Raw genomic sequence first — 22,945 nt, forward strand, 5'->3', positions numbered from 1 at the left:
TATTATATAAAGACAGAATGATTTTCAGGAGGAAAAAATTGAGCAAAAGTAGAATAAACATCATTCTATTTGTACTTTTAGCCCTGTCCCTGGTAGGCTGCGCCAAGCCGCCTACCGCAGAAATGGATAATGCCATAGCAGCGGTAACCAGGGCGGAAAATGATCCAGATGCCATAGCCTACGGCAGCTCTTCATTAGCCCGTGCCCGGGAAGCCCTGTCCAATATGCAGGCCGAAGCCGGTGCAAAGCGCTATGACGGTGCAAAGACCTATGCCCAGGAAGCGATTAACGCCGCAGACCGGGCCATAGCGGACGGCAAAACCGGAGCCCAGCGTGCCCGGGACGAAGCCGCCACCCTGGTAAACGGAGCCCGTACAGCCCTGACAGAAACCGAAAAGAACATCACCGCCGCCAAGGGTGTAAAAAACCTCGGTCTTGACTTTGACGGTATTTCCCAGGACTTTAATTCCGCTAAAAACCTGGTAGATCAGGCTCAGGGTTCTCTTTCCACAGGGAACTACCCTGACTGTGTCAGCAAAAGCCAGTCTGCCCGGTCTATTTTAGGGAATATTGATACTAAGATAAGTCAGGCAAGTATAGCTACTTCACGGAAGAAGTGAGCTGAGATGGCATACACAGGGGAGGAAGAGAAATACCCCCGCCCCCTAACCTGTAGAATTCCCCTTCGTCAGCCTCGCTTTGCGAGTCTGCTCCGGGGAGGAATTCCAGAGACGGGGGCGGAGGTATTTCCCTCCCTCCCCTGCCTTTTGTCACTCACACTTCCAGAATAAAAGGATAGCCTGTTCCCCAAGGTTCAATAATATTCCCTGCCATTATGTTTAACAGCGGTCCAAAGTACCCCTTTAAGTACCATATACCATTGATCCAAAGCATCCCCTACCCTCATGTTTACCACCGATTTAAGGCGCCCCTTACCGTACCGTATACTAGCGATCCAAGGCATACCCTACCCTTTTATGTTTACCACCGATCCAAGGCGCTCCCTCCCGTTAAGTTTAGCGGAGTTAAGGTTTTCCTTATGTTATGTATAACAATGGTTTAATGTAAATATACCGGGATAGAGGCAGGGCCGGGGGGCAATTCTTTCCGGCCCGTCTCTGGAATTCTCTGCCGTAGCAGACCGCGTAGCGGGCTGACGGAGGCAGGCTCTACAGGTTAGGGCCGGGGAGAATTGCCCCCCCGGCCCGGTCAGTAACCCAGTACAGTTATCACTATTGAACATTTTACATCCAAAAGATATAATAAAGAAACCCTTTACCTAATGAGGAAAAAATGTCCGAAAAACACATGGTTATGATTGATGGTAACACCGCCGCGGGCCAGGTTGCCCACGCGCTAAGCGAAGTAATCGCAATTTATCCGATTACCCCCTCCAGCCCCATGGGCGAAGTCTCCGATGAGCTTTCAGCCCAGGGCAAGAAAAACCTCTGGGGCACTATCCCCCAGGTGGTCGAAATGCAGTCTGAAGCTGGCGCCGCGGGGGCGGTCCACGGGGCCCTGACCTCAGGCGCCCTCTCTTCCACCTTTACCGCGTCCCAGGGATTGCTCTTGATGATCCCCAATATGTACAAGATCGCCGGTGAGCTCACCTCAACGGTGTTCCACATCGCCGCCCGTGCCCTGGCTACCAGTTCCCTCTCGATTTTCGGGGACCACCAGGACGTGATGGCCTGTCGGCAGACCGGCTGGGCCATGCTTTCCTCCAACAGCGTCCAGGAAGCAGCGGATTTGGCGGTCATTTCCCATGCCGCCACCCTTCGCTCCCGGATACCCTTCCTCCACTTCTTTGACGGTTTCAGAACCAGCCACGAATTGCAGAAGGTCGAGGAAGTGTCCTTTGATACCCTGAAGCAGATGATCGACGACGATCTGGTCCGGGCACACCGGCTGCGGGGGCTGACCCCGGAAAAGCCCTCCATCAGGGGTACCGCCCAAAACCCTGACACCTATTTCCAGGGCCGGGAAGGGGTAAACCAGTACTACAATAAGGTTCCCGCCATAGTTCAAGCGGAAATGGACAAATATGCCAAGATCACCGGTCGTGCCTACCACATTTATGACTACTTCGGGGCCAAGGATGCGGAAAAGGTGATCATTATCATGGGTTCCGGCGCGGAAACCTGCGAAGAAACCGTGGAATACCTGAACAAAAACGGTGAAAAGGTCGGGGTACTCAAGGTACGGCTCTACCGGCCCTTTGATGCCGCGGCTTTTGTAAAGGCCCTGCCTGCAACGGTTAAGGCTATTGCGGTTCTGGACCGGACCAAGGAGCCCGGCTCCCTGGGCGAGCCCCTGTACGAAGATGTCCGGACCGCCATCGGCGAAATTCAGGCTGAGGGAAAGGCCCAGTTCAAGGATTATCCCACCATTCTGGGCGGCCGCTACGGCCTGGGTTCCAAGGAATTCACCCCCGCCATGGTCAAAGCGGTTTTTGATAACCTTTCGGGTAAGAAAATCCCCAAATTCATCGTTGGGATCAATGACGACATCCTGGGCCAGAGCCTGGCCTATGACGAACATTTTGTTTTGGCCGAAGAAGGCATGAACGAAGCCATGTTCTACGGCCTGGGTGCCGACGGCACGGTCGGGGCCAACAAGAACTCCATCAAGATCATCGGGGACGCCAAGCCGGAACTTTCCGCTCAGGCCTACTTCTCCTACGACTCCAAAAAATCCGGGGGCTTCACGGTCTCCCACCTGCGCTTCGGTAAAAGCGCCATCCGCCGCCCCTACCTGATCACCAAGGCGGACTTCCTGGCCTGTCACAAATTCTCCTACATGGAAACCTTCGACCTCCTGGCCAACATCAAAGACGGCGGCACCTTCCTCCTGAACAGCCCCTATAGCGCCACCGAAGTATGGAAGGAAATCCCTGTGGAAGCCCAGAAGCGGATCATCGACAAAAAGGTCAAGTTTTACGTGATCAACGCCGCAGAAATAGCCCGGAATACCGGCATGGGGAACCGTATCAACACGGTCATGCAGGCCGCCTACTTCAAGCTTTCCGGGGTGCTCCCGGAAGCGGATGCAGTCAAGTATATGAAGAAATTCATCGAAAAATCCTACGGCAAGAAGGGCGCCGACGTGGTCCAGAAAAACTACGCCACCGTGGATGCCTCGCTCAACGCAGTTCAGGAAGTGAAATACTCCGCTGTAGACGGCAAGCTTCATATGAAACAACCTTTTGCCACAGCCAAGGACCCCTGGATTCAGGATGTGCTGGGCGCCGTGTCCATCCAGGATGGGGACAGGTTGCCGGTAAGCAAAATCCCCGTGGACGGCACCTTCCCCACCGCCACCACTCAGTACGAAAAACGGGCGGTCGCCGAGCGGGTTCCCAGTTGGGACCCCTCGATCTGCGTTCAGTGCGGTACCTGTGCTATAGTGTGTTCCCACGCCTGTATCCGCTTCAAGAACCTTACCGACGCCGAAGCGTCCAAGGCCCCCAAGGGCTTTAAGACTGTGGCGATTAAGCCTAAGCCCGTGGACGGTAAACAGACTGCCCTGGTCATCTCCGCCGAAGATTGTATGGAATGCGGGGTCTGCATCAACGCCTGCCCTGCCAAATCCAAAGAAGATCCGAACAAGAAGGCCCTAAGCTGGATTAACTATGCGGATAACCCGGAATACCACGCGGAACAAGCCGCAGCCTGGGACTATTTCCTCAGCCTGCCCGAAGTTCCCGCGGAAGAACTCAACCTGTCCACCCCCAAAGGCCTGGCCTACAAGCGGCCCCTCTTTGAATTCTCCGGCGCCTGCGGCGGCTGCGGTGAGACTCCCTATGTGAAGATCCTCTCCCAGCTCTTCGGGGACCGGGCGGTTATCGCCAACGCCACGGGCTGTTCCTCCATCTACGGCGGGAACCTTCCCACCACCCCCTACGCCCAGCGCGCCGACGGCCGGGGCCCCACCTGGTCCAACAGCCTCTTTGAAGACGCCGCAGAATTTGGCTTAGGTATGCGGCTCACCAGCGACAAGCTGGCTGAGTTTGCCAGAGAAGTGGCAGTTGTCGCCAAGGGCGAAGGCCTCCAGACGGGCATCATCGACAAGATCCTGGCAAACCCCCAGAGCACTGACGCTGAGATCGAAGATCAGCGCAAACTGGTAGACCAGCTCAAGGCAGCCCTGAAAAGCGACACGAAACCGACTGCCAAGCAGCTTGCCTCCCTGGCGGACCACTTCATCAAGCGGTCCGTGTGGATACTGGGCGGCGACGGCTGGGGCTATGACATCGGCTACGGCGGTCTGGACCACGTCCTGGCCAGCAACCGGAACATCAACGTCCTCTGCATGGATACGGAAGTGTACTCCAACACCGGCGGTCAGATGTCCAAGGCAACCCCCATAGGGGCCATCGCCAAATTCGCCGCCGCCGGCAAGGACATTACCAAAAAGGACCTGGGAGCCCAGGCTATGAGCTACGGCTATGTATATGTGGCCCGGATCTCCATGGGGGCCAACATAGGCCAGACCATCAAAGCCTTCCGGGAAGCAGAATCCTACCCCGGGGCCTCCCTGATCCTCGCCTACTCCCACTGCATCAACCACGGCATCGACATGAGCAAGGGCCTGGAACAGCAGAAAGCAGCGGTTACCTCGGGCCTCTGGCCACTGTACCGCTACGATCCCCGGCTCAAGGGAGAGGGCAAAAACCCCTTCCAGTTGGACTCCAAGGAAGCCACCACCAGCCTGGAAGACTTCATGTACAAGGAAGTCCGCTTCAAGAGCCTCAAGGCTGCCAGCCCCGACCGCGCCGACGCCCTGCTTGCCAAGGCCAAAGCCCAGGCAGAGCGGGTGTGGAAAGAGTACAAGTATTTAGCGGATAGACCATTCTGAGAAAAAAACTTTCGGTTTTTTTCTTAAGGAGTTTGGCGGAGCCAAACTCCACGAAAAGTGTTTAGCTAATGAGGCCCGGAGTCGCTGTGAAGGCGGTTCCGGGCTTTTTTATGGTTAAAAAGCGGGAGGCGAATTTTCCCTTGCTGTTGAGACCCACCTAAAATCCCGGGGTTTATAGCCCTAGCCCCCATAAACCAAGCACTCTGGAGTTTGCGCAGCAAACTCCAAGCAAGTTCCGCAGGAACTTGCCCCCTTCCCAACGGTATTGAAAAAACCCTGCCGATATTCCATAGTATTAGGGAGGTACGTTTATGCCAGATGATTTAATCGGGAAGGTCATTTCGATAATTTCCGGCGGTGAGGAGCCGGATTCGGAAAAGAAGACCCTGCTAAAGTTGGTGGTCAAAGAAATCAGCCAGAATAAATATGCCAAATTTTTCCGGCTGAAGTCCGAGGAAATCGACCCCTCCTTTGCTGCCTATATCTATGAAATATACAAGATAGTGTATCCTGCCTGCGCCTTTGTGCAGAATACCGCCAAGCTGAGCCGGGTAAAGCATATCTCCGTGGAAGCCTTTATGGACAAGGGAACCCTGGAACTGGCCCGGAAGCTCCGCCCCGAAGTGGTACAGGAGCGGGTTAAGGCCCAGGAACCTAAGGTTGTGAGTGCCCAGCTTAAGGAAGATCTGAACTCCTTTGTTGCGGTCTTTGATAGTAAGCGGATTGCCAATATAAACCGGTGTTATAACCTTAATACCGCCTTGATACAGTTTGCCCAGTTCAATTTCCTTTCAATTTTACGGAGATTCGACACTGGTCTGCCCGAGGGCAATGGCCCCTATACCCCCCGGTTCCAGCCGGCTAAGGCGGCGGATCTGATCGAAGAATTAAGGCAGTTCCGCGCGGTCATTCAGCACCTAGAACCCGGGGATGACTGGAAAAACGCCCTGACTATCCTGAAAATCGCCCGGGATGGCCAGGAGCTTATCCCCCTAAACCAGTGGAATATGCTTCTGATGAACCTGCGGGAGTTTAAAAATTCTAATATCATCGAGCTCATCGGGCAATACACCACCAAAAACCCGGTATGGCGGGTTAAATCCGAGCCAATTGACGAGCAGTTGGCGGAAAACTGGCTTGAGGCAAAGCGTTCCGATGTTCAGGGGGTGATTGACCGTATTGTGACCAGCCAGCGGAACGGCCAGATAGAAACCCTGGCTACCGCCGTGTTCGGGACCCCGGAGGTGACCAGGCTTCAGTACTACAACCAGGAAACCACTGATGCCTGCAACGATATAGGCCTGGATGGTTTTCTCTATGCCGGGGCAATGAATTACCTCACCGCATTTGTTCAGGATTTTCTTTCCAAAGAAATGCAGGAACTCTGCGATATACTCCTGGTCCGGGGGCAGTGGATAATCAATTCCCAGTCCATGGAAATGTCCAACGCCATCCATACCATCAACGATGCTACCGAATCGGCCGCCGACCTGGACCTGCTCCTTTCGGAAACCGGAACCTTCGGCCCCCGTTTTTCCCAGGCCCTGGTCCAGGCGGACCGGAACAAGACCCAGGCCAGGTTCATTGACCATGTGGCAGGTGAACTGGACGAGACCGCCCTTACCCTGATCAATACCGCTGTCCAGAGCCTGGTGGTGGTGGGGAAGCACATGAAAAACCTCCTGGGAGATACCCAGAAAAGTCCCCCTGAGCTTATCATCAACTGGAAGGAACTGGGGTACTTCACCAAGGTCCCCATCAGCCAGCGTATAACCGAGGCTTACAAAAAAATCAATTACTTTGTTCAGTTAATGTTACTGCTCACCCATCCCGAGTCGGCTTAGGAGGCCTTCATGTACCTGACCAAATTGACCAATATCCGCCACATAGGGTTTGTATCGACCCGCTTACAGGGTACCGATGGGGTTTCCCTGGAAACCGATAAATGGCGGCAGGTACTAGAAAAGATGGGGTATGAATGTTTTTTCTTTTCAGGCCTTTCCGACTGGGCGCCGGAAAAATCCATGGTGGTGGATGAAGCTTTTTTCGGCCACCCCATCATCGAAGATATACAGGAACGCTGTTTCGGAACTACCGTCCGTGGGGAGGGCCTGACCGGGGAAATCCAAGCCATACGGTTTCGGCTTAAACGGGCTATCTACGAATTTGTAGAGACCTTCAATATCGATCTCTTGATCGTAGAAAACGCCCTAACCATCCCCATGAACATCCCCCTGGGGCTTGCCCTGACCGAATACATTGCCGAAACAGGGATCCCAACCATTGCCCACCACCACGACTTTGCCTGGGAACGGCAGCGCTTTTCCGTGAACTGCGTGGAGGACTACCTGGCCATGTCCTTCCCTCCCCGGCTCCATACCATCAACCATGTGGTGATCAATTCCGAAAGCCGGCAGCGGCTTTCCTACCGCTGCGGCCTTTCCTCCATCATCATCCCCAATGTATTAGACTTCGATACCCAACCCCCGGAAATGGATGATTACGCCGCAACCATGCGGAAGGACCTGGGCATAGCGGAGGATGAGCTGCTGCTGCTCCAGCCTACCCGGATGGTTGCCCGCAAGGGTATTGAGCACGCCATAGAACTGGCGAACCGACTGAGGGACCGGGGTAAAAAAGCCAAGCTCCTGATCAGCCACCAGGACCGGGACGAAGGTTCCCAATACTACGAACGGACCATGGACTACGCAAAGATACTTGGGGTGGAAGTGATAGTGCGCCCGGACCTTATCGGCGCAGAACGGGGAAGCACCGAGGGGTTGGACGGAGCTCCGGGACAGAAAAAGTACAGCCTCTGGGACTGCTACCTGAACGCAGACTTTGTCACCTACCCTTCCACCTATGAGGGGTTTGGCAATGCCTTCCTGGAGGCGATCTGGTTCAGGAAGCCCATCCTGGTAAACCGCTATTCAATATTCCAGCGGGACATAGAACCCCTGGACTTTGATGTGGTGATCATGGAGAACTACGTAACGGCAGAAACTATCGACAGCGTGGAAGCTATACTATCCGGCTCCGGGGCTTTAAGTGTGATGACCTCCAAAAATTACGAGCTGGGGAAAAAATTTTTCTCCTTCAACCTTCTGGAACAGCGGATCCACCAGGTTATGATGAATTTCGGTCAGTTATAAAGGGAATTTCTAAAAGCTTCAGTTCTTAGAATTTTGCTGCGTAAAAAAACTAACGGGGAAGGCTGCAAGGTGATCAAAAATATTATCTTCGATATGGGAAATGTGCTTGCCAAATTCGATACCGCCCGTTTCTGTGCCTCCCGGGTACGGTCCAGACGGGACCGGAAAATTATGCAGCGGGAAGTGTTCGCCTCGATTGAATGGTCCCGGCTGGACCGGGGGGTTATTACCCATGAGGAGGCCATAGCTTCCATCCAGGGGCGGCTGCCTGAAAAACTTTGGCATTATGCGGATTGGCTGGTGCGGCACTGGTATGATCATTTTGAGCCCGACCAGACAATTGAGCGGTTCATCGGCGCCCTGAAAAAAAAAGGGTACCGAATCTACCTGCTTTCCAATGCAGGATTTGATTTCTATAAGTTCAAACCCTCTCTGGGGGCGCTGCGCTGGTTTGACGGAGAAATTGTCTCTGCGGATGTTCATCTCTTGAAGCCGGACCGGCAGATATTTGATGCACTGCTCAATAAATACGCCCTAAAGGCGGAGGAATGTTTTTTTGTAGACGACATGAGCCTCAATGTTGAAGCCGCCCTTAACATCGGCTTTTCCGGCATGATCTACCGGGGATGCGTAAGGGATCTTGCCGCTGGGCTGGAAAAGGCTGGGGTAAGCCTTTAAGGATCGGAGAACAGCATAATTGGTATGAAAACGGACCTCAAAAAAATTTCACTAACCCTGCGTTTTACCCTCTTTTTTATCATTTTTGTGCTTGCCGTAATCGCGATCATTATTACCACTTCCGTCCAGCAGATAAGGGACGCCGCAAAAATGACCAGCGCCTGGCTGGGGTTTCCCATTGTAAATCGGGCCGCCGCACAGATTGACGGTGACGCCTTCGAAAGACTCTGTAAAACCCTGAACGCCCGGGACCCTTTCTACGAGGAGACCCGGCTTAAACTTTTGGCGATTAAAGAAGAAACCAAATGCCTCTACCTCTACACCATGGCGCCAAAACGGGGGGGAGGGGGACGAGGCCGGGGAAGGGGAAAGATATACCAATTCATTGTTGACGGCGGAAATCCGGAGGATGAAGGATTTTCCCCCATCGGCGCCGAAGAAGATACCAGCGCGTATGATATCGCCTTTCAGTTGGCCTGGGAAACAAAATTGCCCCAGTTCGGGACCCTGGCGGTACAGAGCCAGTGGGGCTACACCATAGGGACCTTTATGCCTATCTTAAATTCCGCCGGGGATGTTGTCGGTATTATCGGCTGCGATTTTGAAGCGGAATCGATTTTCAACGCCATCATGTCCCGGATCAAACAACAGACTGTTCTTTCTACGGCCTTAATCCTTCTTGGTTTTTTAATCTATCTGTTTTTGCTTAAGGGGGTAACGGCTTATAACCGGAATCTTCTGGAATTGAGCAGGAAAGCAGAGGCTGCTTCGGAAGCGAAAAGCGCCTTTCTTGCCAAAACGAGCCATGAGATCCGTACTCCCATGAATGCGATCATCGGTATGGCGGATATTTTACTGCGCCGGGAACTGTCCCGGGAAAGCCATGAAGATGTGGAGAGTATTAAAAAGGCGGGGATGAGTCTGCTTTCCATTATTAACGACATTCTTGATTTTTCAAAAATAGAATCCGGTAAGCTTGATATTGTAAGCGACGATTATACGCCGGCCTCGATGATCAATGATTGTATCAACATTATCCGCCCTCGGCTTAAAGGCGCCCCTGCTGTATTCACGGCCCATGTTGATAACAGTCTACCCCAAACGCTTTCAGGCGACGCCACCCGCATCAGGCAGGTGCTTTTGAATCTTCTTTCCAATGCGGTTAAATACACCAAAGAAGGAACCATCACCTTGACGGTTACGGCCCCGCCCCTTCCTGATATTGAGGACTCAGTTTTATTAACCATGACGGTTGCCGACACCGGCCAGGGTATACAGGCCGAGGATATGGATAAGCTGTTCGGGGATTTCCAGCAGGTAGACCTTAAGCGGAACCAGGGTATTGAAGGAACCGGCCTGGGGCTTGCCATAAGCCGCAGCCTTTGCCGCCTCATGGGCGGGGATATTACGGTCAGTTCGGTTTACGGCCAAGGCAGCGTTTTTACCGCCGCCATACCCCAGAAGCTTGTGAACGCCGCGCCCATGGCGGAGCTAAACCATCCGGGAAAAAGTCTTGTCCGCTTTACGGCGCCCGCCGCAAAAATCCTCATCGTGGACGATATTGTTACCAATTTAAACGTAGCTCAAGGTTTGCTTGCCCCGTATCAAATGGATATCACCACCTGTACCAGCGGAGAAGAGACGGTCAAGCTGGTTATGGAAAAAGACTACGATCTGATACTCATGGATCACATGATGCCCGGTATGGATGGCATAGAAGCCACGGCGGCTATCCGGGCCTGGGAAAACAAACGGCAAATTTCGGAGGGATATGCGAAGCATATTCCCATCATAGCTTTGACCGCCAATGCAATTTCCGGCATGAGGGAAATGTTTCTGGAGAAGGGCTTTGACGATTATCTTTCCAAGCCCATCGAAATTTCCAAACTTGACAGGATAATGGCCAAATGGATACCCACAGAAAAACAGATAAGCGCCGAAATGGAAACTGTTTCAGTGGAACCAGACGCTGAAACAGCGCCGGGCACCGGGGGCATAAAAATAGACGGGGTGGACACCGCAAAGGGTATTGCCATGACCGGCGGGACCGAAGCCGTCTATCGGAAGGTATTAAGCGCTTTTTATCAGGACATTTTGGACAGGCTGCCCCTGTTTGCCCTCATTCCTGATCCGTCTTCCCTTTTCCTTTTTACCACCAATGCTCACGCCATCAAGAGCGCCGCCGCCACCATCGGGGCTGCCGCAGTATCCGCAGAAGCTGCGGAACTGGAGGCTGCGGGAAAGTCGGAGGACCTGGCGCGTATTATAATGGGCTTATCGGAATTTTACCGGGACCTCCAAAATTTGGCGGATGGCATAAGCCGGGTCCTGGGGGACGATACCCCGGAGAATCAAGATAGGGGCGCCGGGGGAAGTTCCGCCGAGTATGTTCCCCTGTTTACGGAGCTCCATGCAGCGCTTGAACAGGAGCAACCCGGGACGGTACACCGCCTCCTTACGGAATTGGAAGCGGCGCCGCTTGACGGAAAAACACGGGAAGCCCTGGCTGCTGTTTCCAACGCAGTTTTAATGAGTGAGTTTCAGGAAGCAATCGAAAAGCTGACGGTACTCCGCCAGACATAAGGAAAAAGGAAAAAAGTAATTGAACGGATCGGGTACAAAACAAGTATTTTTATTCACAGTAATGCTTTTGGCATTCTTATCAAATTTAAACGCCGAGCCCCGGGGAGCGGGCCCCCTGTATATAGACTTAAAAACCTACCCCCTCTATGTAAAATCCGGTTTTTCCCCCGCCGACCTTTTGAGGGGGCCCGATGTTTCTTCCGGTGCCTGGCAGGTGGTGGAAGTTTCCGCCGGCCCGGTGATGATACGGGATTTCGGGCTTCCGGATCTTCCCCGCCGTGTTTTCCTTTCCCCCTTTGGAGTTAAGGAAAGAGAATTTACTGTTCTTGTTCCCTTTAAGCCGGAAGACAAAATCCTCTCTGCTCTTGATTCGGATACTACTTCTGCGCCGGGTTTGTTTTTGGCCAGTATAGGTGACAACTGGGAAGTTTACCTTAACGGTCATCTGGTAAAGTCGGAAATGCACCTGAACTCTGAGGGTAGTATTGTTTTGCACCGTAGCATGCGCTGGGTTTTCTTCCCCCTGGATAAAACCCATTTTGTCCCGGGGGAAAATATTCTGGGCTTCAGGCTCGTCGGGGATCCGACCTATAAATCCTTGGGGTTTTCCTATGCTTCCCCGTACTATATTGATGAGTATACCCGCATCGCCGATCAGTATAGCGAATCTCTGACCATGGCCCTGATTGGGGTGTATTTTTTCATGGGGATCTATCATTTATTTATGTTTCTTATCCACAAAAAAGAATACTATAACCTGTCCTATGGCCTTTTTTCAGTGGTACTGGGTGTTTATTTCTCCATGCGTACCCATTTTATTTACCGCATTATTGCTAATACGGCTATTATATGGCGGGTAGAATATTTCTGTGTGTTCCTGGCGCTGCCCATTGCGGCTTTTTTCCTGGAAAGCCTTTGTCTGAAGAAAAACTTTATCATCACCCGGATTTACGGCGCCATTTCTGTACTGCTTGCAGTGGTTCAATTGCTGTTTTCCCAAGCCTTTAGGGACGATATTCTAACAATATGGCAAGTAGTAATCATACCGGCTGGTATACTTCTCGTGAGTTTCTATTTTGGGTACTCCTTTGTAATTGCATACCGGGAGATAAAAGGGCAGTATACCGCTCCGGGGGGGGTCTCCTTTCCCAGGACGGTGGCTAAAGTTTTTATTGACACCTCTATTGGCAGTTTGATAATCGGGGGGGTAATCGGTATCGGCTCCACTGTTCTTGATTTAATCGACTCTACCTTTCTGCATTACGGGCTTACCCTGACCCGTTACGGCTTTTTTGTGTTTACCACCGGGGCGGCCTTGATCATGGCCCGCCGGTTCGCCTCCTTGTACAACCAGCTAAACCTTACCAATAGGGATCTGGAGCAGACAACCCGGACCCTGGAAAAGCAGATAAAAGCTTTGACAGAAGCGGAACGGGCAACCCAGGCAAAAAGCGTCTTCCTGGCCAATACCAGCCATGAGATCCGTACCCCCATGAACGCTATCCTAGGAATGGCGGAACTGATACTGCGGAAGGATATTCCCCAGGATGTATACGAAGAAGCCAGGAGTATCAAACAGGCGGGATCAAACCTACTTTCCATCATCAACGATATTCTGGACTTTTCAAAAATAGAATCGGGCAAGCTGGATATTGTAGAAGTTGATTACCAGCTGGGTTCGGTGATTAACGATGCTATCAGCATCATCCGTATCCGGCTGAGCGAAAAACCAATACTGTTCACTGTGGATATTGACAGCAGGCTGCCGGACCGCCTGGCAGGGGATGAAGTACGGGTGCGGCAGGTATTGATGAACCTCCTCTCCAATTCGGTCAAGTATACCCAGGCAGGCCACATTATCCTTGCAGTCACCGGTGAGCTGTGGGAAGATCAGATTATTCTGGCCATTTCGGTTACCGACACCGGCATCGGTATTAAACAGGAAGATATGGGGAAATTGTTCGGGGAGTTCCAGCAGTTTGATACCCACCGGAACCAGGGCATTGAGGGAACCGGCCTGGGGCTTGCCATAAGCCGTAACCTCTGCCGCCTTATGGGCGGAGATATTGTGGTGGACAGCGTATACGGAAAGGGCAGCGTCTTTACCGCAACCATACCTCAGAAGGTGCGGGAAAAGGAGCCCCTGGCGGCGGTTGAAAACCCTGAAACAAAAGCGGTACTGCTCTATGAAAGCCGGAAAGAATACGCCGATTCGATTGTCTATTCGATACAGAACCTGAGCATGCCGGTAACCGCCGCCGTGGATATGGAACACTTTAGCCAGGAGCTGAGGGCCAGTTCACTCCCCGGTGAGAAAAGGTATTCCTTTGCATTTGTATGCGCCGAGGCAGTGGAGGCGGCGTTATCCATTATACAGGAATTATCCCTGCCCACAAAATTGGTGCTCCTGGGAGCGCTCCAGGAAATATCCTCCTTCAAGAATATCCCTATTATCAGTATGCCCGCCTATGCCCTGCCCATTGCCAATGTGGTTAACGAAAAAACAGATACCCCCTATCATACAGAAACCATTGTACGGTTTACTGCCCCTGACGCCCGGCTCCTCATTGTTGATGATATTGTTACCAACCTGAATGTAGCTAAGGGGCTTCTGAGTGTATATCAGATCGATATCACCACCGTAACAAGCGGAAGGGAAGCGGTAGATTTGATAAAGAACAACCGCTATGATATGATACTGATGGACCACATGATGCCCGAAATGGACGGCATTGAAGCGACTGCAGCAATCCGGGCCTGGGAAGCCGAACAAAAGGAGTCGGTGGAGTTTGATCCGCAGGATCAAACTCCCAAGGAACAGGCAAAGCCTGTTCCCATCATCGTTCTTACCGCAAACGCAGTAACCGGGATGAGGGAGATGTTTTTATCCAAGGGCTTTAATGACTACCTCTCCAAGCCTATTGAGATATCCAAACTTGACGGGATGATGGCAAAATGGATACCCCTTGAAAAGCAGATAAAACCAAAGCCCGGAACCGATTCTGAACGAACTATGGAAACCACGGGTATAAAAATTGACGGGGTGGATACTGCCAGGGGCCTGGCCATGACCGGCGGGACTGAGGCGGGGTACCGAAAGGTGCTGGCCTCCTTCCGTAAGGATGCCCTGGAACGGCTGCCCGGACTGGAACGTGTTCCCAATGAGCAGGAACTCTCCCTTTTTACCACCAATGTACATGCCCTCAAGAGCGCTGCCGCCACCATCGGCGCTGCCGGGGTATCAGAGGAAGCCGCGGAACTGGAGGCGGCGGGGAAGGCAGGGGATCTGACCCGTATCGAAGAAGGGCTTCCTCCGTTCTACTGGAATCTGAAAGATCTGGCGGAACAGATAGTATCAGTGCTGGATGACAAGGTCGACGCTGAAACTGATTCCGATAGCGATATTTCCCAGTACCTTCCCCTGTTCACGAAGCTAAAGGAAGCTCTGGAACAAGAGCATCCCGGGCTTATCCGCAGTATCCTTACGGAACTTGAGCAAAAACCCTTTAACGACAAAACGAAAAAACATATCGATGGTATTTCAAATTCAGTCCTGATGACTGAATTTGAAGAGGCCTTAGTAACAATAAATAAACTGATTAACGACCTGAGTTAAATGAGAAATGAGGTATAACAGATGAAGACTTTCCGCATTGATCCCCATGTTCACGCCAGTGAAACCAGCGCATGCAGCTGGATAAGCGGTTCCGACATGGCCGCCCAGTACAAAGCCCTGGGCTATGATGGTATAGCCATAACCGATCATCTTCATGAAGGGTACATTTCCTCTCTCCCCTGCCGGGATAACTGGGACGCCTGTGTGGATAAATATCTTTCGGGTTACAGAGCGGCAAAGGCCATGGGTGAAAAGGTGGGGCTGGCCCTTATCTTCGGTGTGGAGATACGTTTTACTGAAAGCGATAACGACTATCTTCTCTACGGCATGGATGAACAATTTCTCAGGGCCCATCCCTATCCATACCGGAACGGCCTTGAGGATTTTTATAACAATTACCATGATAAGCTGCTTATCATCCAGGCCCATCCGTACCGTGGGGGCGGTGACAATATACGGCCCCGGTTTCTCCACGGGGTGGAGGCTGTCAACGACAGTCCCAGGCATGATAGCCACAACCAGCAGGCCTTTGCCCTTGCGGAGGAGCATTCCCATCTGATACGGACCTGCGGTTCCGATGCCCATAGGCCTGGTGAACTGGGCCGTGCGGCCATGGTATTTGACTTTCCGGTCCACGATTCCCTTGCATACAAAGAAGCGCTTGAAAAAGGAGCGTACCATATGGAGTGCCCCAATTTCAGGGATCTAATCGAAAAGTATACATAAGACAGCGTTCAGGAACAAAGAAAGCAGATATTGATCCCATTTTGCCCGTTCATTTGTTACATTTTTGGTAAACGGTTGCAATGATGTTTCGGTATAAATTTTAAAAAATGGACTTTTCAACAAGATTTTTGGGAATATTTAAGGATAAGTCACAGCAAATTACATTTTATAACTATTTTTAAAAAATATTTTTCTTGACAGATTTATAATTCAGGGGTTACAATAACGTAAACGGTTACAAACCATTGATTTTCTTGCTTTTTATGCAAGGTGATCATAGAATTAAGAACAAGTTACCTAAGTCCCGGTATAAAAACCGATACTATACAATTTCGAGGAGGAAATTTTAGTATGAAACATCGACTTCCATTATTTCTGTTTGTGTCTATCCTTTTGGCGGCTTGCACCCCCAAATCAGGGCAATCAGCCGGAACAGCCGCGCCGGCTTACAACCAGCTCACGGTCTATTCGGCCCTGCCGGATCAGGAAATCCCCACCTATTTTAATGCCTTTGAAAAGGATACAGGCATCCATGTGAACTATGTCCGGCTCTCCGCCGGGGAGATGATGGCCCGTATCTCTGCGGAAAAAAACAATCCCCAGGCCTCGCTCATGCACGGCGGTTCCAGCGATACCTATGTGGCGGCAAATAAAGAGGGGCTTCTGTCCCCCTATCAGTCCTCAGAACTTGCAAACATCCCCGCCCAGTACCATGACGCGGATGGCGTGTGGAACCCCATCTATGTAGGGGCCATCGCTTTTGTCTGTAATACCGATTGGTTTAAGGAAAACAACCTGAAGATGCCCACATCCTGGGCGGATCTCGTTAAGCCGGAATTCAAGGGACAGGTATCCATGGCCCACCCTGCCACATCCGGCACTTCTTACACCGTGCTTGCAACCCTTATCCAGCTCTTTGGGGAAACCGAATCCTGGAACTATCTGAAAAAGTTAGACGCCAATGTACGCCAGTACACCAAGGCCGGAGCCGCCCCGCCCCAGGAAGCGGCCCTTGGGGAAGCGGCCATTGCCATCACCTTCTCCCATGACGGCCTCAAGCCCAAAATGGAAGGGTATCCTGTGGAACTGGTGTTCCCCACCGAGGGTACGGGTTACGAAGTGGGAGGCGTGGCGCTTATCAAAAACGGCTTTGAAAAAGAACAGGAAAACGCAAAACGTTTTATCGACTGGTTTATGAGTGTCCGGGGGCAGGAACTGTTCATTGATGCCGCCAGTAACCGTCTGCCGGTCAATACTAAAGCCAAGTATACCCCGGGGCTGGTCAGCCTGGATGACCTGCCAATCATTAATTATGATGCTGTATGGGCGGGGCAGAACAAAGCAGCTTTTGTAGCGAAATTTAATGATTTAATCGAAAATACTTCAAATCTCAAGGAGTAATTTTTCACCGTCTTTGAGATAGTCCCTTAACAACCCGGGAAAGGCAGACCTGTCCGCTTTTTTCGGGTTGTTCGTACCATAAAAGGAGGTACCATGCTAGCAGGAGCCGCCGGGGAAAAAATCCCGGAGAAGAAGCTTAACTACCTGTCCGGTCGTAATGATATGACAATGCTTATCCGCCAGCCCCTGCTTCTGATTACTATTTTTATTATCGGCCTTATGCTTGTGACCTTTGTCCTCCTGCCCATTTTTAATGTGTTCAAAATGGGCGCCACCGATGGGAACAACCGTTTTACCCTGGGTAATCTTACCAGTATTCTCTCCACACCATCCTTACGCAGAACATTCTACAACAGTATGACCCTGGGGCTTATCGTCGCGGTAATCGCAACAGTGATAGGGTATTTGTTTGCTTTTGCCATAACCCGCACAGAAATGAAAGGTAAAAAATTTTTTAAGGCCATTGCCACTCTGCCCATTGTTTCGCCCCCCTTTATCCTTTCACTGTCCATCATCTTCCTGTTCGGCCGTCAGGGCCTCATCACCAGGGGCCTTTTGGGGATCAGAAATGCTGATGTATACGGGATGCACAGCCTTATTGTGGTGCAAACCCTCTCGTTCTTTCCAGTAGCCTACCTGACCCTAAGCGGCATTTTGGAATCTATCGACGATTCTGTGGAGGATGCGGCTTACAGCTTGGGCGCCACCCGGGGGCATATCTTCAGGACCGTTACCCTCCCCCTTTCTTTGCCGGGCATAATCAGTGCCATGCTGCTGGTTTTCATCCAGTCCATGGAGGATTTCTCAAACCCTGCGGTCATTGCAGGTTCCTTTTCCACTCTATCCGTAGAAGCCTACCGGATTATCACCGGTATGTACGATCTCCACAAGGGTTCCATGATGGCAATTGTACTGCTCTTGCCGACCGTGGCGGCGTACCTCCTGCAAAAATACTGGATGCGTAAAAAAAGTTTTGTTACCATCACGGGGAAGCCCACCCAGAAACGTCGCAAGCTCCATGAAAAACACATCGTATACCCCCTGTTTGCCGCCTGTATCCTGGTTTCAGCCTTTATCATACTCTTGTACGGGACCGCCCTGACCGGGGCTTTTGTGAAAACCTGGGGAGTTAATTATCAGCTCACCCTGTCACATTTTGAATTTGTGCTGTCCATGGGGCTGGACTCCCTGTGGAATTCGGTCAAGCTGGCCGTCTATGCCGCACCCATTGGGGGCATACTAGGCATGATTATTGCGTATCTCACCGTGCGGGTCCGGTTTCCCGGCAGGAGGGCCATGGAAGTAGTTTCCCTGCTGACCTTCGCCGTGCCCGGCACGGTGCTGGGTATAGGCTATATTACTTCCTTTAACCAAAGGCCTCTGCTCTTCACAGGCACAGCGTTTATACTCGCCGCAGCTTTTGTGTTCCGCAACCTTCCTGTGGCTATAGAGTCGGGTACCACAACCCTGCTACAGATAGACAAATCCATTGAAGAGGCTTCTTCCATTTCAGGTGCAAGCAGTGCCTATTCCTTCCGCCGTATCACCCTGCCCCTGCTGCGCAATGCCTTCTTTTCCGGTCTTGTGTACGCCTTTGTGCGGGCAATGACCGCGGTAAGCGCCATCATATTTCTGGTGTCCCCCCGATGGCCCCTGGCCACATCAAAAATATTTTCCCTCTTTGAAGCCTCACGGTATTCCGATGCCGCAGCCTATGTTACCCTTATGATTGTTATCATCCTGGCTGCCATAGGCATCATCAATATTTTAGTACATATTCTGCTTTCCCCCAGGGCAAAGGCCCCCCGGGAGGAGGAAATCAAAAAAGCGCTAGTATCATTTGAAGTACAAAAGGAAGGAGCCGGCCATGTTTGAAAATACCGAGGCCATACGCCAATTCAGCAAAAAGAGCAGCGGCGTAACCCTGAAGAATATTACCAAGTTATTCCCCACCCCGGAAAAAAAGGGGGAAACCATCGCGGTGAACCACATCGACTTGGATATTGCCGATGGGGAGCTTGTAACCCTGCTGGGGCCTTCGGGCTGCGGTAAAACCACTACCCTGCGGATGATCTCCGGTTTTGAATATCCCTCGGAAGGGCAGATCCTTATCGGCGGTAAGGACGTAGCAAAGGTGCCCCCCAACAAGCGGGGGATTTCTATGGTATTCCAGAGCTACGCCCTGTTCCCACACATGAGCATTTGGGAAAATGTCGCCTACGGACTGAAAGTACAGCGTCTTTCCAAGAATGAGGTTCTCGCCCGTACCAATAAAGTTATTGAATTGATGCAGCTAACCGGGATGGAACGGCGTTTCCCGAACCAGCTTTCCGGGGGGCAGCAGCAGCGGGTAGCCCTGGCCCGGGCCATCGTCATTGAGCCCAGTGTGCTTCTTTTTGACGAACCCCTTTCAAACCTTGACGCAAAACTGCGTGAACACATGCGAGACGAACTCCGGTCCCTACAAAAACGCCTTGGAATTACCAGCCTTTACGTCACCCACGATCAGGGAGAGGCAATGGCTATCTCTGACCGGGTGGTGATCATGAAAGACGGAGATCTCATGCAGATTGGTACGCCCAAGGACATCTATGAGTATCCCTCCTGTAAATTCGTGGCTAATTTTATTGGCAAGGCAAACTTTATCTCCGGCATCTACGAAGCTAAGGAAGATGAAGCGGCCCTGGTTCGCATCGGAGACAGGAGTTTCAAAATACCGAACCCCGGCAAAGCGCCGGTTCGGCCCGGGGAAAAGTGCTGCCTTACATTCCGGCCTGAATCGGTCAAACTGTCCGTGCACGAGGAGGGGATTCCCGGAACCATCAGGCGGGTAACCTTCCTGGGTTCAAACATGGAATATGAGCTGGAACTTGCGGATACCGTGCTGGTGATAGAAATTTACAATCCCCAGCTGCATAAAACTTACGCCGAGGGTGAAAAAGTAAACGCCGTACTTGATATGGAATGTGTACGTGTGCTGCCCGACTCTCCCCTGGATGCGGAATAAGCTTAATTATTGCTTCTACCGGCCACTGGCAAGCAGCGTTCAGGAACAAAGAAAGCAGATATTGATCCTATTTTGCCCTTTCATTTGTTACATTTTTGGTAAACGGTTGCAATGATATTTCGGTGTAAATCGTAAAAACTAGGCCTGTCAACAAGGTTTTTGGTAAGATTTAAGGATAAGCCACGTCAGATTACATTTTTTTCACATTTTATAAATATTTTTCTTGACAGATTTAAAATTCGGGGGTTACAATAACGTAAACGGTTACAAACCGAATAGGGGAGTTATGATTCAGTACAAACAGGAAAGTATAGGGATAGCCGCCGCCGCAGTGGGGAAACTGTCCCACCCTGAGGCTATAAAGACCTATTTGCCTGAAATGCTGGAGCTTGAGGGGGATAATAGCTTTTCCAAGACCGGAAAAACACCCTTCAGGGCGGCGATTTTCAATATGGAAGCAGGCAGGCGGCTTAAGGAGATAAAAGCCTATTTTACCTATCTCCCCCAGCTTAAGGATGCGGATGTGCTCTTTGCCAATGAGCTTGACTACGGGATGGCCCGGACAGGGAATCTTCATGTTACAAAAGAACTGGCAGAATGCCTTGGCATGAATTATGTTTACGGGGTGGAGTTTCTTACCCTTAAAGCAGGGCAAAGCGGGAACGGCCTTGGGCTGCATGGAAACGCCATTTTTTCCCGCTTCCCCCTAAAGAATTTCGGCGCCCTACGGCTCCCCATAGCCTACGACTGGTTTTACAAGCCCGGGGACAGCCGCCTGGGTATGCGCATGGCGGTATTTGCAGAGGCAGACATGGGCGCCCTGGGAACAGTGGGCCTGGTGAGTGTGCACCTGGAAAACCGCACTGACCCCCGGGGAAGGCTGCATCAGATGGAAGCCCTTCTTAACGCGGTGGAAGGACATTTTGCCCCCGGGACTCCGGTGCTCATAGGCGGGGACATGAACACCAATACGATTGACGGCAATGATGACAGCCAGATGCGCAGCCTGGCGGATCACCCTGATGAACAGTGGCGGCGGCTGGGACAGATTCCCGCCCTGGAACCCCTGCTGGACCATGCGGCCTCCCGTGGCTTTTCCTACCATGACTGCAATAGCATGACCAAGCCCACCAGGCGCAAGCCCATGGATGACGGGCAGACGGTGCTGCTCAACCTGGATTGGTTTTTCCAGCGAGGCCTTGTCTGTTCTGCACCAAGCAGGGTGGAAAGTATCTTTCATAGCAATGGCCTTAAAAACCCGTCGGAAGAAGCCCTCTCCTATCAGGGGCAGGAATTGTCGGATCACGATATTGTTTTGGTAAGCTGCGCGGGTAACTCCGTTGCAAGTTGCGGAGGGAAGCGGTCATGATCCGGGCGGTAATTTTTGACGTCGGCGGCGTACTCCACACTAGCGAAGACGACCCTGTTCAGGAAAAAAACTTTGCCCTTTCGGTCTTACAAACCCTGTCTGAAAACGGGATTAGCCTGAATATAAGCCCCGAGGATCTTATTGCCGCGGTGGACAAGCGGGCCAAGGAATACAAAAAACACAGCGAGCAAGACCTTAAAGAACTTCCCCCGGCAAGGGTCTGGTCAGAATTCTTCCTCAAAGACTTTTCCCTCACAGAAAAGCAACTGGCCCCCTGCGCGGAACGCCTCTGTTTTCTGTATGACGGGGAACGCAAGCAGCTTGTCCCGAGACCAGGTATGAAGGAAGCCCTTGGTGAGCTTAAAGCCATGGGCATGAAGCTTGGCATCATCAGTAATATTCTTTCCCCCGACTTTGTCCATGACCGGCTTAAACGGTACGGCCTGGCGGATTATATGGACTCTGTGGTTACCTCCATGGAAACGGGGATACGGAAACCGGACAAGCACATATTCGAAATTGCAACAGAAAAACTCAGCCTGGTTCCGTCCGAATGCGCCTATGTGGGGGATCGTATCTCCAGGGATGTGATTGGTTCCCATAATGCAGGCATGGCCATGGTCATATTGATTAGATATCCTGCGTCGGAAAAAAAGGACGCCCGGTTTGTTTCCCCTGAAAATGAACCGGATTACCGGGTTGACGGGTTTCCGGAAATTCCGGCCCTGATACACAATGCAAATCGGAGGGCACAGCATGCTTAAGGCGGTCATTTTTGATATGGGCGGAACCCTGGAGGATGTGTTTCATAAACCGGAATATAACGAAACCTGCGGCAGAAAACTCCTTGATTATCTGGGGATGCAGGGTATGCAAATTGATCTTGAGCCGGCCAAATTTATGGAGCACATTGAGGCCCAAAATAAGGCGTACCGCAAATGGGGTGTGGACCAGGGTATTGAGCTCAGCCCCTACGAACTTTGGTCCCAGTGGCTGCTCAAAGGCTTTGACTGTAACCGGGATCGCCTCAAGGCTGCTGCAAACGATCTTGCGGATATCTGGGAACGGGTCTACTATCACCGTTCCCTGCGCCCGGAATCAAAGCCCATGCTTGATGAACTTGCGGAGATGAAGATATCCATGGGGATCATTTCAAACACCTCTTCCTATACCCAGGTGTTTGAAATACTCCACGAATACGGGATACGCGGCTATTTTGACACCATCGTTCTTTCTTCCATTGCGGGGTTTAGAAAACCTAACCCGGCGCTTTTCCTCACTGCTTCAGGCGCCCTGGGAGTCAGGCCCGACGAATGCCTCTATGTGGGGGATACCATTTCCCGGGATGTGCGGGGTTCCCGGCTTGCGGGGTATCTCGGCTGCATACGGATCAATTCGGAATTGACCAAGGGTTCCGATGCAGGGTTCGGGACCGAAGACGAGGAAGCGGAGTATCCGGTAGCCAGCCTTATGGAAATACCAGGGATAGTAAAGAAATTAACAGAAGAAGGGGCTTCAAAATGTTAAACCTTGAAATTACCCCTGCTAACAATACG

Annotated in this window: 14 protein-coding genes; all 14 read left to right on the forward strand. The window is 51.7% G+C overall.

The window, feature by feature from the left end:
• Positions 1–38: 38 nt before the first annotated feature.
• The 14 genes from TREPR_RS09840 to TREPR_RS09905 all read left to right on the forward strand — a co-directional run bounded on the left by TREPR_RS09840 (position 39) and on the right by TREPR_RS09905 (position 22,916).
• Positions 39–620, forward strand: coding sequence for a DUF4398 domain-containing protein (locus TREPR_RS09840; protein ID WP_015708162.1), 582 nt, complete (start codon positions 39–41; stop codon positions 618–620).
• Positions 621–1,293: 673 nt separating this feature from the next.
• Entirely contained in the window at positions 1,294–4,857 is a 3,564-nt protein-coding gene (nifJ, locus tag TREPR_RS09845) for a pyruvate:ferredoxin (flavodoxin) oxidoreductase (RefSeq protein ID WP_015708164.1), read from the forward strand.
• A 311-nt stretch (positions 4,858–5,168) separates the two neighbouring features.
• Positions 5,169–6,701, forward strand: coding sequence for a DUF5312 family protein (locus TREPR_RS09850; protein WP_015708165.1), 1,533 nt, complete (start codon positions 5,169–5,171; stop codon positions 6,699–6,701).
• A 9-nt stretch (positions 6,702–6,710) separates the two neighbouring features.
• Positions 6,711–8,009 (forward strand): glycosyltransferase family 4 protein, encoded by a 1,299-nt coding sequence (locus TREPR_RS09855; RefSeq protein WP_015708166.1) that lies wholly within the window; start codon positions 6,711–6,713, stop codon positions 8,007–8,009.
• Between the two features lie 69 nt (positions 8,010–8,078).
• The gene (locus tag TREPR_RS09860) at positions 8,079–8,687 is read left to right on the forward strand and encodes an HAD family hydrolase (protein WP_041611595.1); all 609 of its coding nucleotides are present in this window, start codon (positions 8,079–8,081) and stop codon (positions 8,685–8,687) included.
• Positions 8,688–8,711: 24 nt separating this feature from the next.
• Complete coding sequence (locus tag TREPR_RS09865; RefSeq protein ID WP_015708168.1) at positions 8,712–11,270, forward strand: ATP-binding protein; 2,559 nt, start codon at positions 8,712–8,714, stop codon at positions 11,268–11,270.
• Positions 11,271–11,331: 61 nt separating this feature from the next.
• Positions 11,332–14,886, forward strand: a complete 3,555-nt coding sequence (locus TREPR_RS09870) for an ATP-binding protein (RefSeq protein ID WP_052299714.1) — start codon at positions 11,332–11,334, stop codon at positions 14,884–14,886.
• A gap of 21 nt (positions 14,887–14,907) precedes the next feature.
• Positions 14,908–15,612, forward strand: coding sequence for a PHP domain-containing protein (locus tag TREPR_RS09875; RefSeq protein WP_015708170.1), 705 nt, complete (start codon positions 14,908–14,910; stop codon positions 15,610–15,612).
• 351 nt (positions 15,613–15,963) lie between these two features.
• Entirely contained in the window at positions 15,964–17,013 is a 1,050-nt protein-coding gene (locus TREPR_RS09880) for an ABC transporter substrate-binding protein (RefSeq protein ID WP_015708171.1), read from the forward strand.
• Between the two features lie 93 nt (positions 17,014–17,106).
• Positions 17,107–18,888: an ABC transporter permease gene (locus TREPR_RS09885; RefSeq protein ID WP_015708172.1), complete on the forward strand. Its 1,782-nt coding sequence runs from the start codon at positions 17,107–17,109 to the stop codon at positions 18,886–18,888.
• Positions 18,881–20,020 (forward strand): ABC transporter ATP-binding protein, encoded by a 1,140-nt coding sequence (locus TREPR_RS09890; protein ID WP_015708173.1) that lies wholly within the window; start codon positions 18,881–18,883, stop codon positions 20,018–20,020. Before TREPR_RS09885 ends, TREPR_RS09890 begins: the two co-directional genes overlap by 8 nt.
• Before the next feature lie 286 nt (positions 20,021–20,306).
• Positions 20,307–21,389: an endonuclease/exonuclease/phosphatase family protein gene (locus tag TREPR_RS17880; protein ID WP_015708174.1), complete on the forward strand. Its 1,083-nt coding sequence runs from the start codon at positions 20,307–20,309 to the stop codon at positions 21,387–21,389.
• Complete coding sequence (locus TREPR_RS09900) at positions 21,386–22,153, forward strand: HAD family hydrolase (RefSeq protein ID WP_015708175.1); 768 nt, start codon at positions 21,386–21,388, stop codon at positions 22,151–22,153. Before TREPR_RS17880 ends, TREPR_RS09900 begins: the two co-directional genes overlap by 4 nt.
• A complete protein-coding gene (locus TREPR_RS09905) occupies positions 22,146–22,916 on the forward strand; it encodes an HAD family hydrolase (protein ID WP_015708176.1) in 771 nt (256 codons plus the stop codon). The genes TREPR_RS09900 and TREPR_RS09905 overlap by 8 nt, the downstream gene beginning before the upstream one ends.
• The last annotated feature ends 29 nt before the right edge of the window (positions 22,917–22,945 follow it).

This window comes from Treponema primitia ZAS-2 (assembly GCF_000214375.1).
Taxonomy (GTDB): Bacteria; Spirochaetota; Spirochaetia; order Treponematales; family Breznakiellaceae; genus Termitinema; species Termitinema primitia.

What these genes read in the sequence shown, in the direction of transcription:
- nifJ (WP_015708164.1), top strand. Translation starts at nt 1,294, where the DNA reads ATGTCCGAAAAACACATGGTTATGATTGATGGTAACACCGCCGCGGGC.
- TREPR_RS09850 (WP_015708165.1), top strand. Translation starts at nt 5,169, where the DNA reads ATGCCAGATGATTTAATCGGGAAGGTCATTTCGATAATTTCCGGCGGT.
- TREPR_RS09855 (WP_015708166.1), top strand. Translation starts at nt 6,711, where the DNA reads ATGTACCTGACCAAATTGACCAATATCCGCCACATAGGGTTTGTATCG.
- TREPR_RS09865 (WP_015708168.1), top strand. Translation starts at nt 8,712, where the DNA reads ATGAAAACGGACCTCAAAAAAATTTCACTAACCCTGCGTTTTACCCTC.
- TREPR_RS09870 (WP_052299714.1), top strand. Translation starts at nt 11,332, where the DNA reads ATGCTTTTGGCATTCTTATCAAATTTAAACGCCGAGCCCCGGGGAGCG.
- TREPR_RS09875 (WP_015708170.1), top strand. Translation starts at nt 14,908, where the DNA reads ATGAAGACTTTCCGCATTGATCCCCATGTTCACGCCAGTGAAACCAGC.
- TREPR_RS09880 (WP_015708171.1), top strand. Translation starts at nt 15,964, where the DNA reads ATGAAACATCGACTTCCATTATTTCTGTTTGTGTCTATCCTTTTGGCG.
- TREPR_RS09885 (WP_015708172.1), top strand. Translation starts at nt 17,107, where the DNA reads ATGCTAGCAGGAGCCGCCGGGGAAAAAATCCCGGAGAAGAAGCTTAAC.
- TREPR_RS09890 (WP_015708173.1), top strand. Translation starts at nt 18,881, where the DNA reads ATGTTTGAAAATACCGAGGCCATACGCCAATTCAGCAAAAAGAGCAGC.
- TREPR_RS17880 (WP_015708174.1), top strand. Translation starts at nt 20,307, where the DNA reads ATGATTCAGTACAAACAGGAAAGTATAGGGATAGCCGCCGCCGCAGTG.
- TREPR_RS09900 (WP_015708175.1), top strand. Translation starts at nt 21,386, where the DNA reads ATGATCCGGGCGGTAATTTTTGACGTCGGCGGCGTACTCCACACTAGC.
- TREPR_RS09905 (WP_015708176.1), top strand. Translation starts at nt 22,146, where the DNA reads ATGCTTAAGGCGGTCATTTTTGATATGGGCGGAACCCTGGAGGATGTG.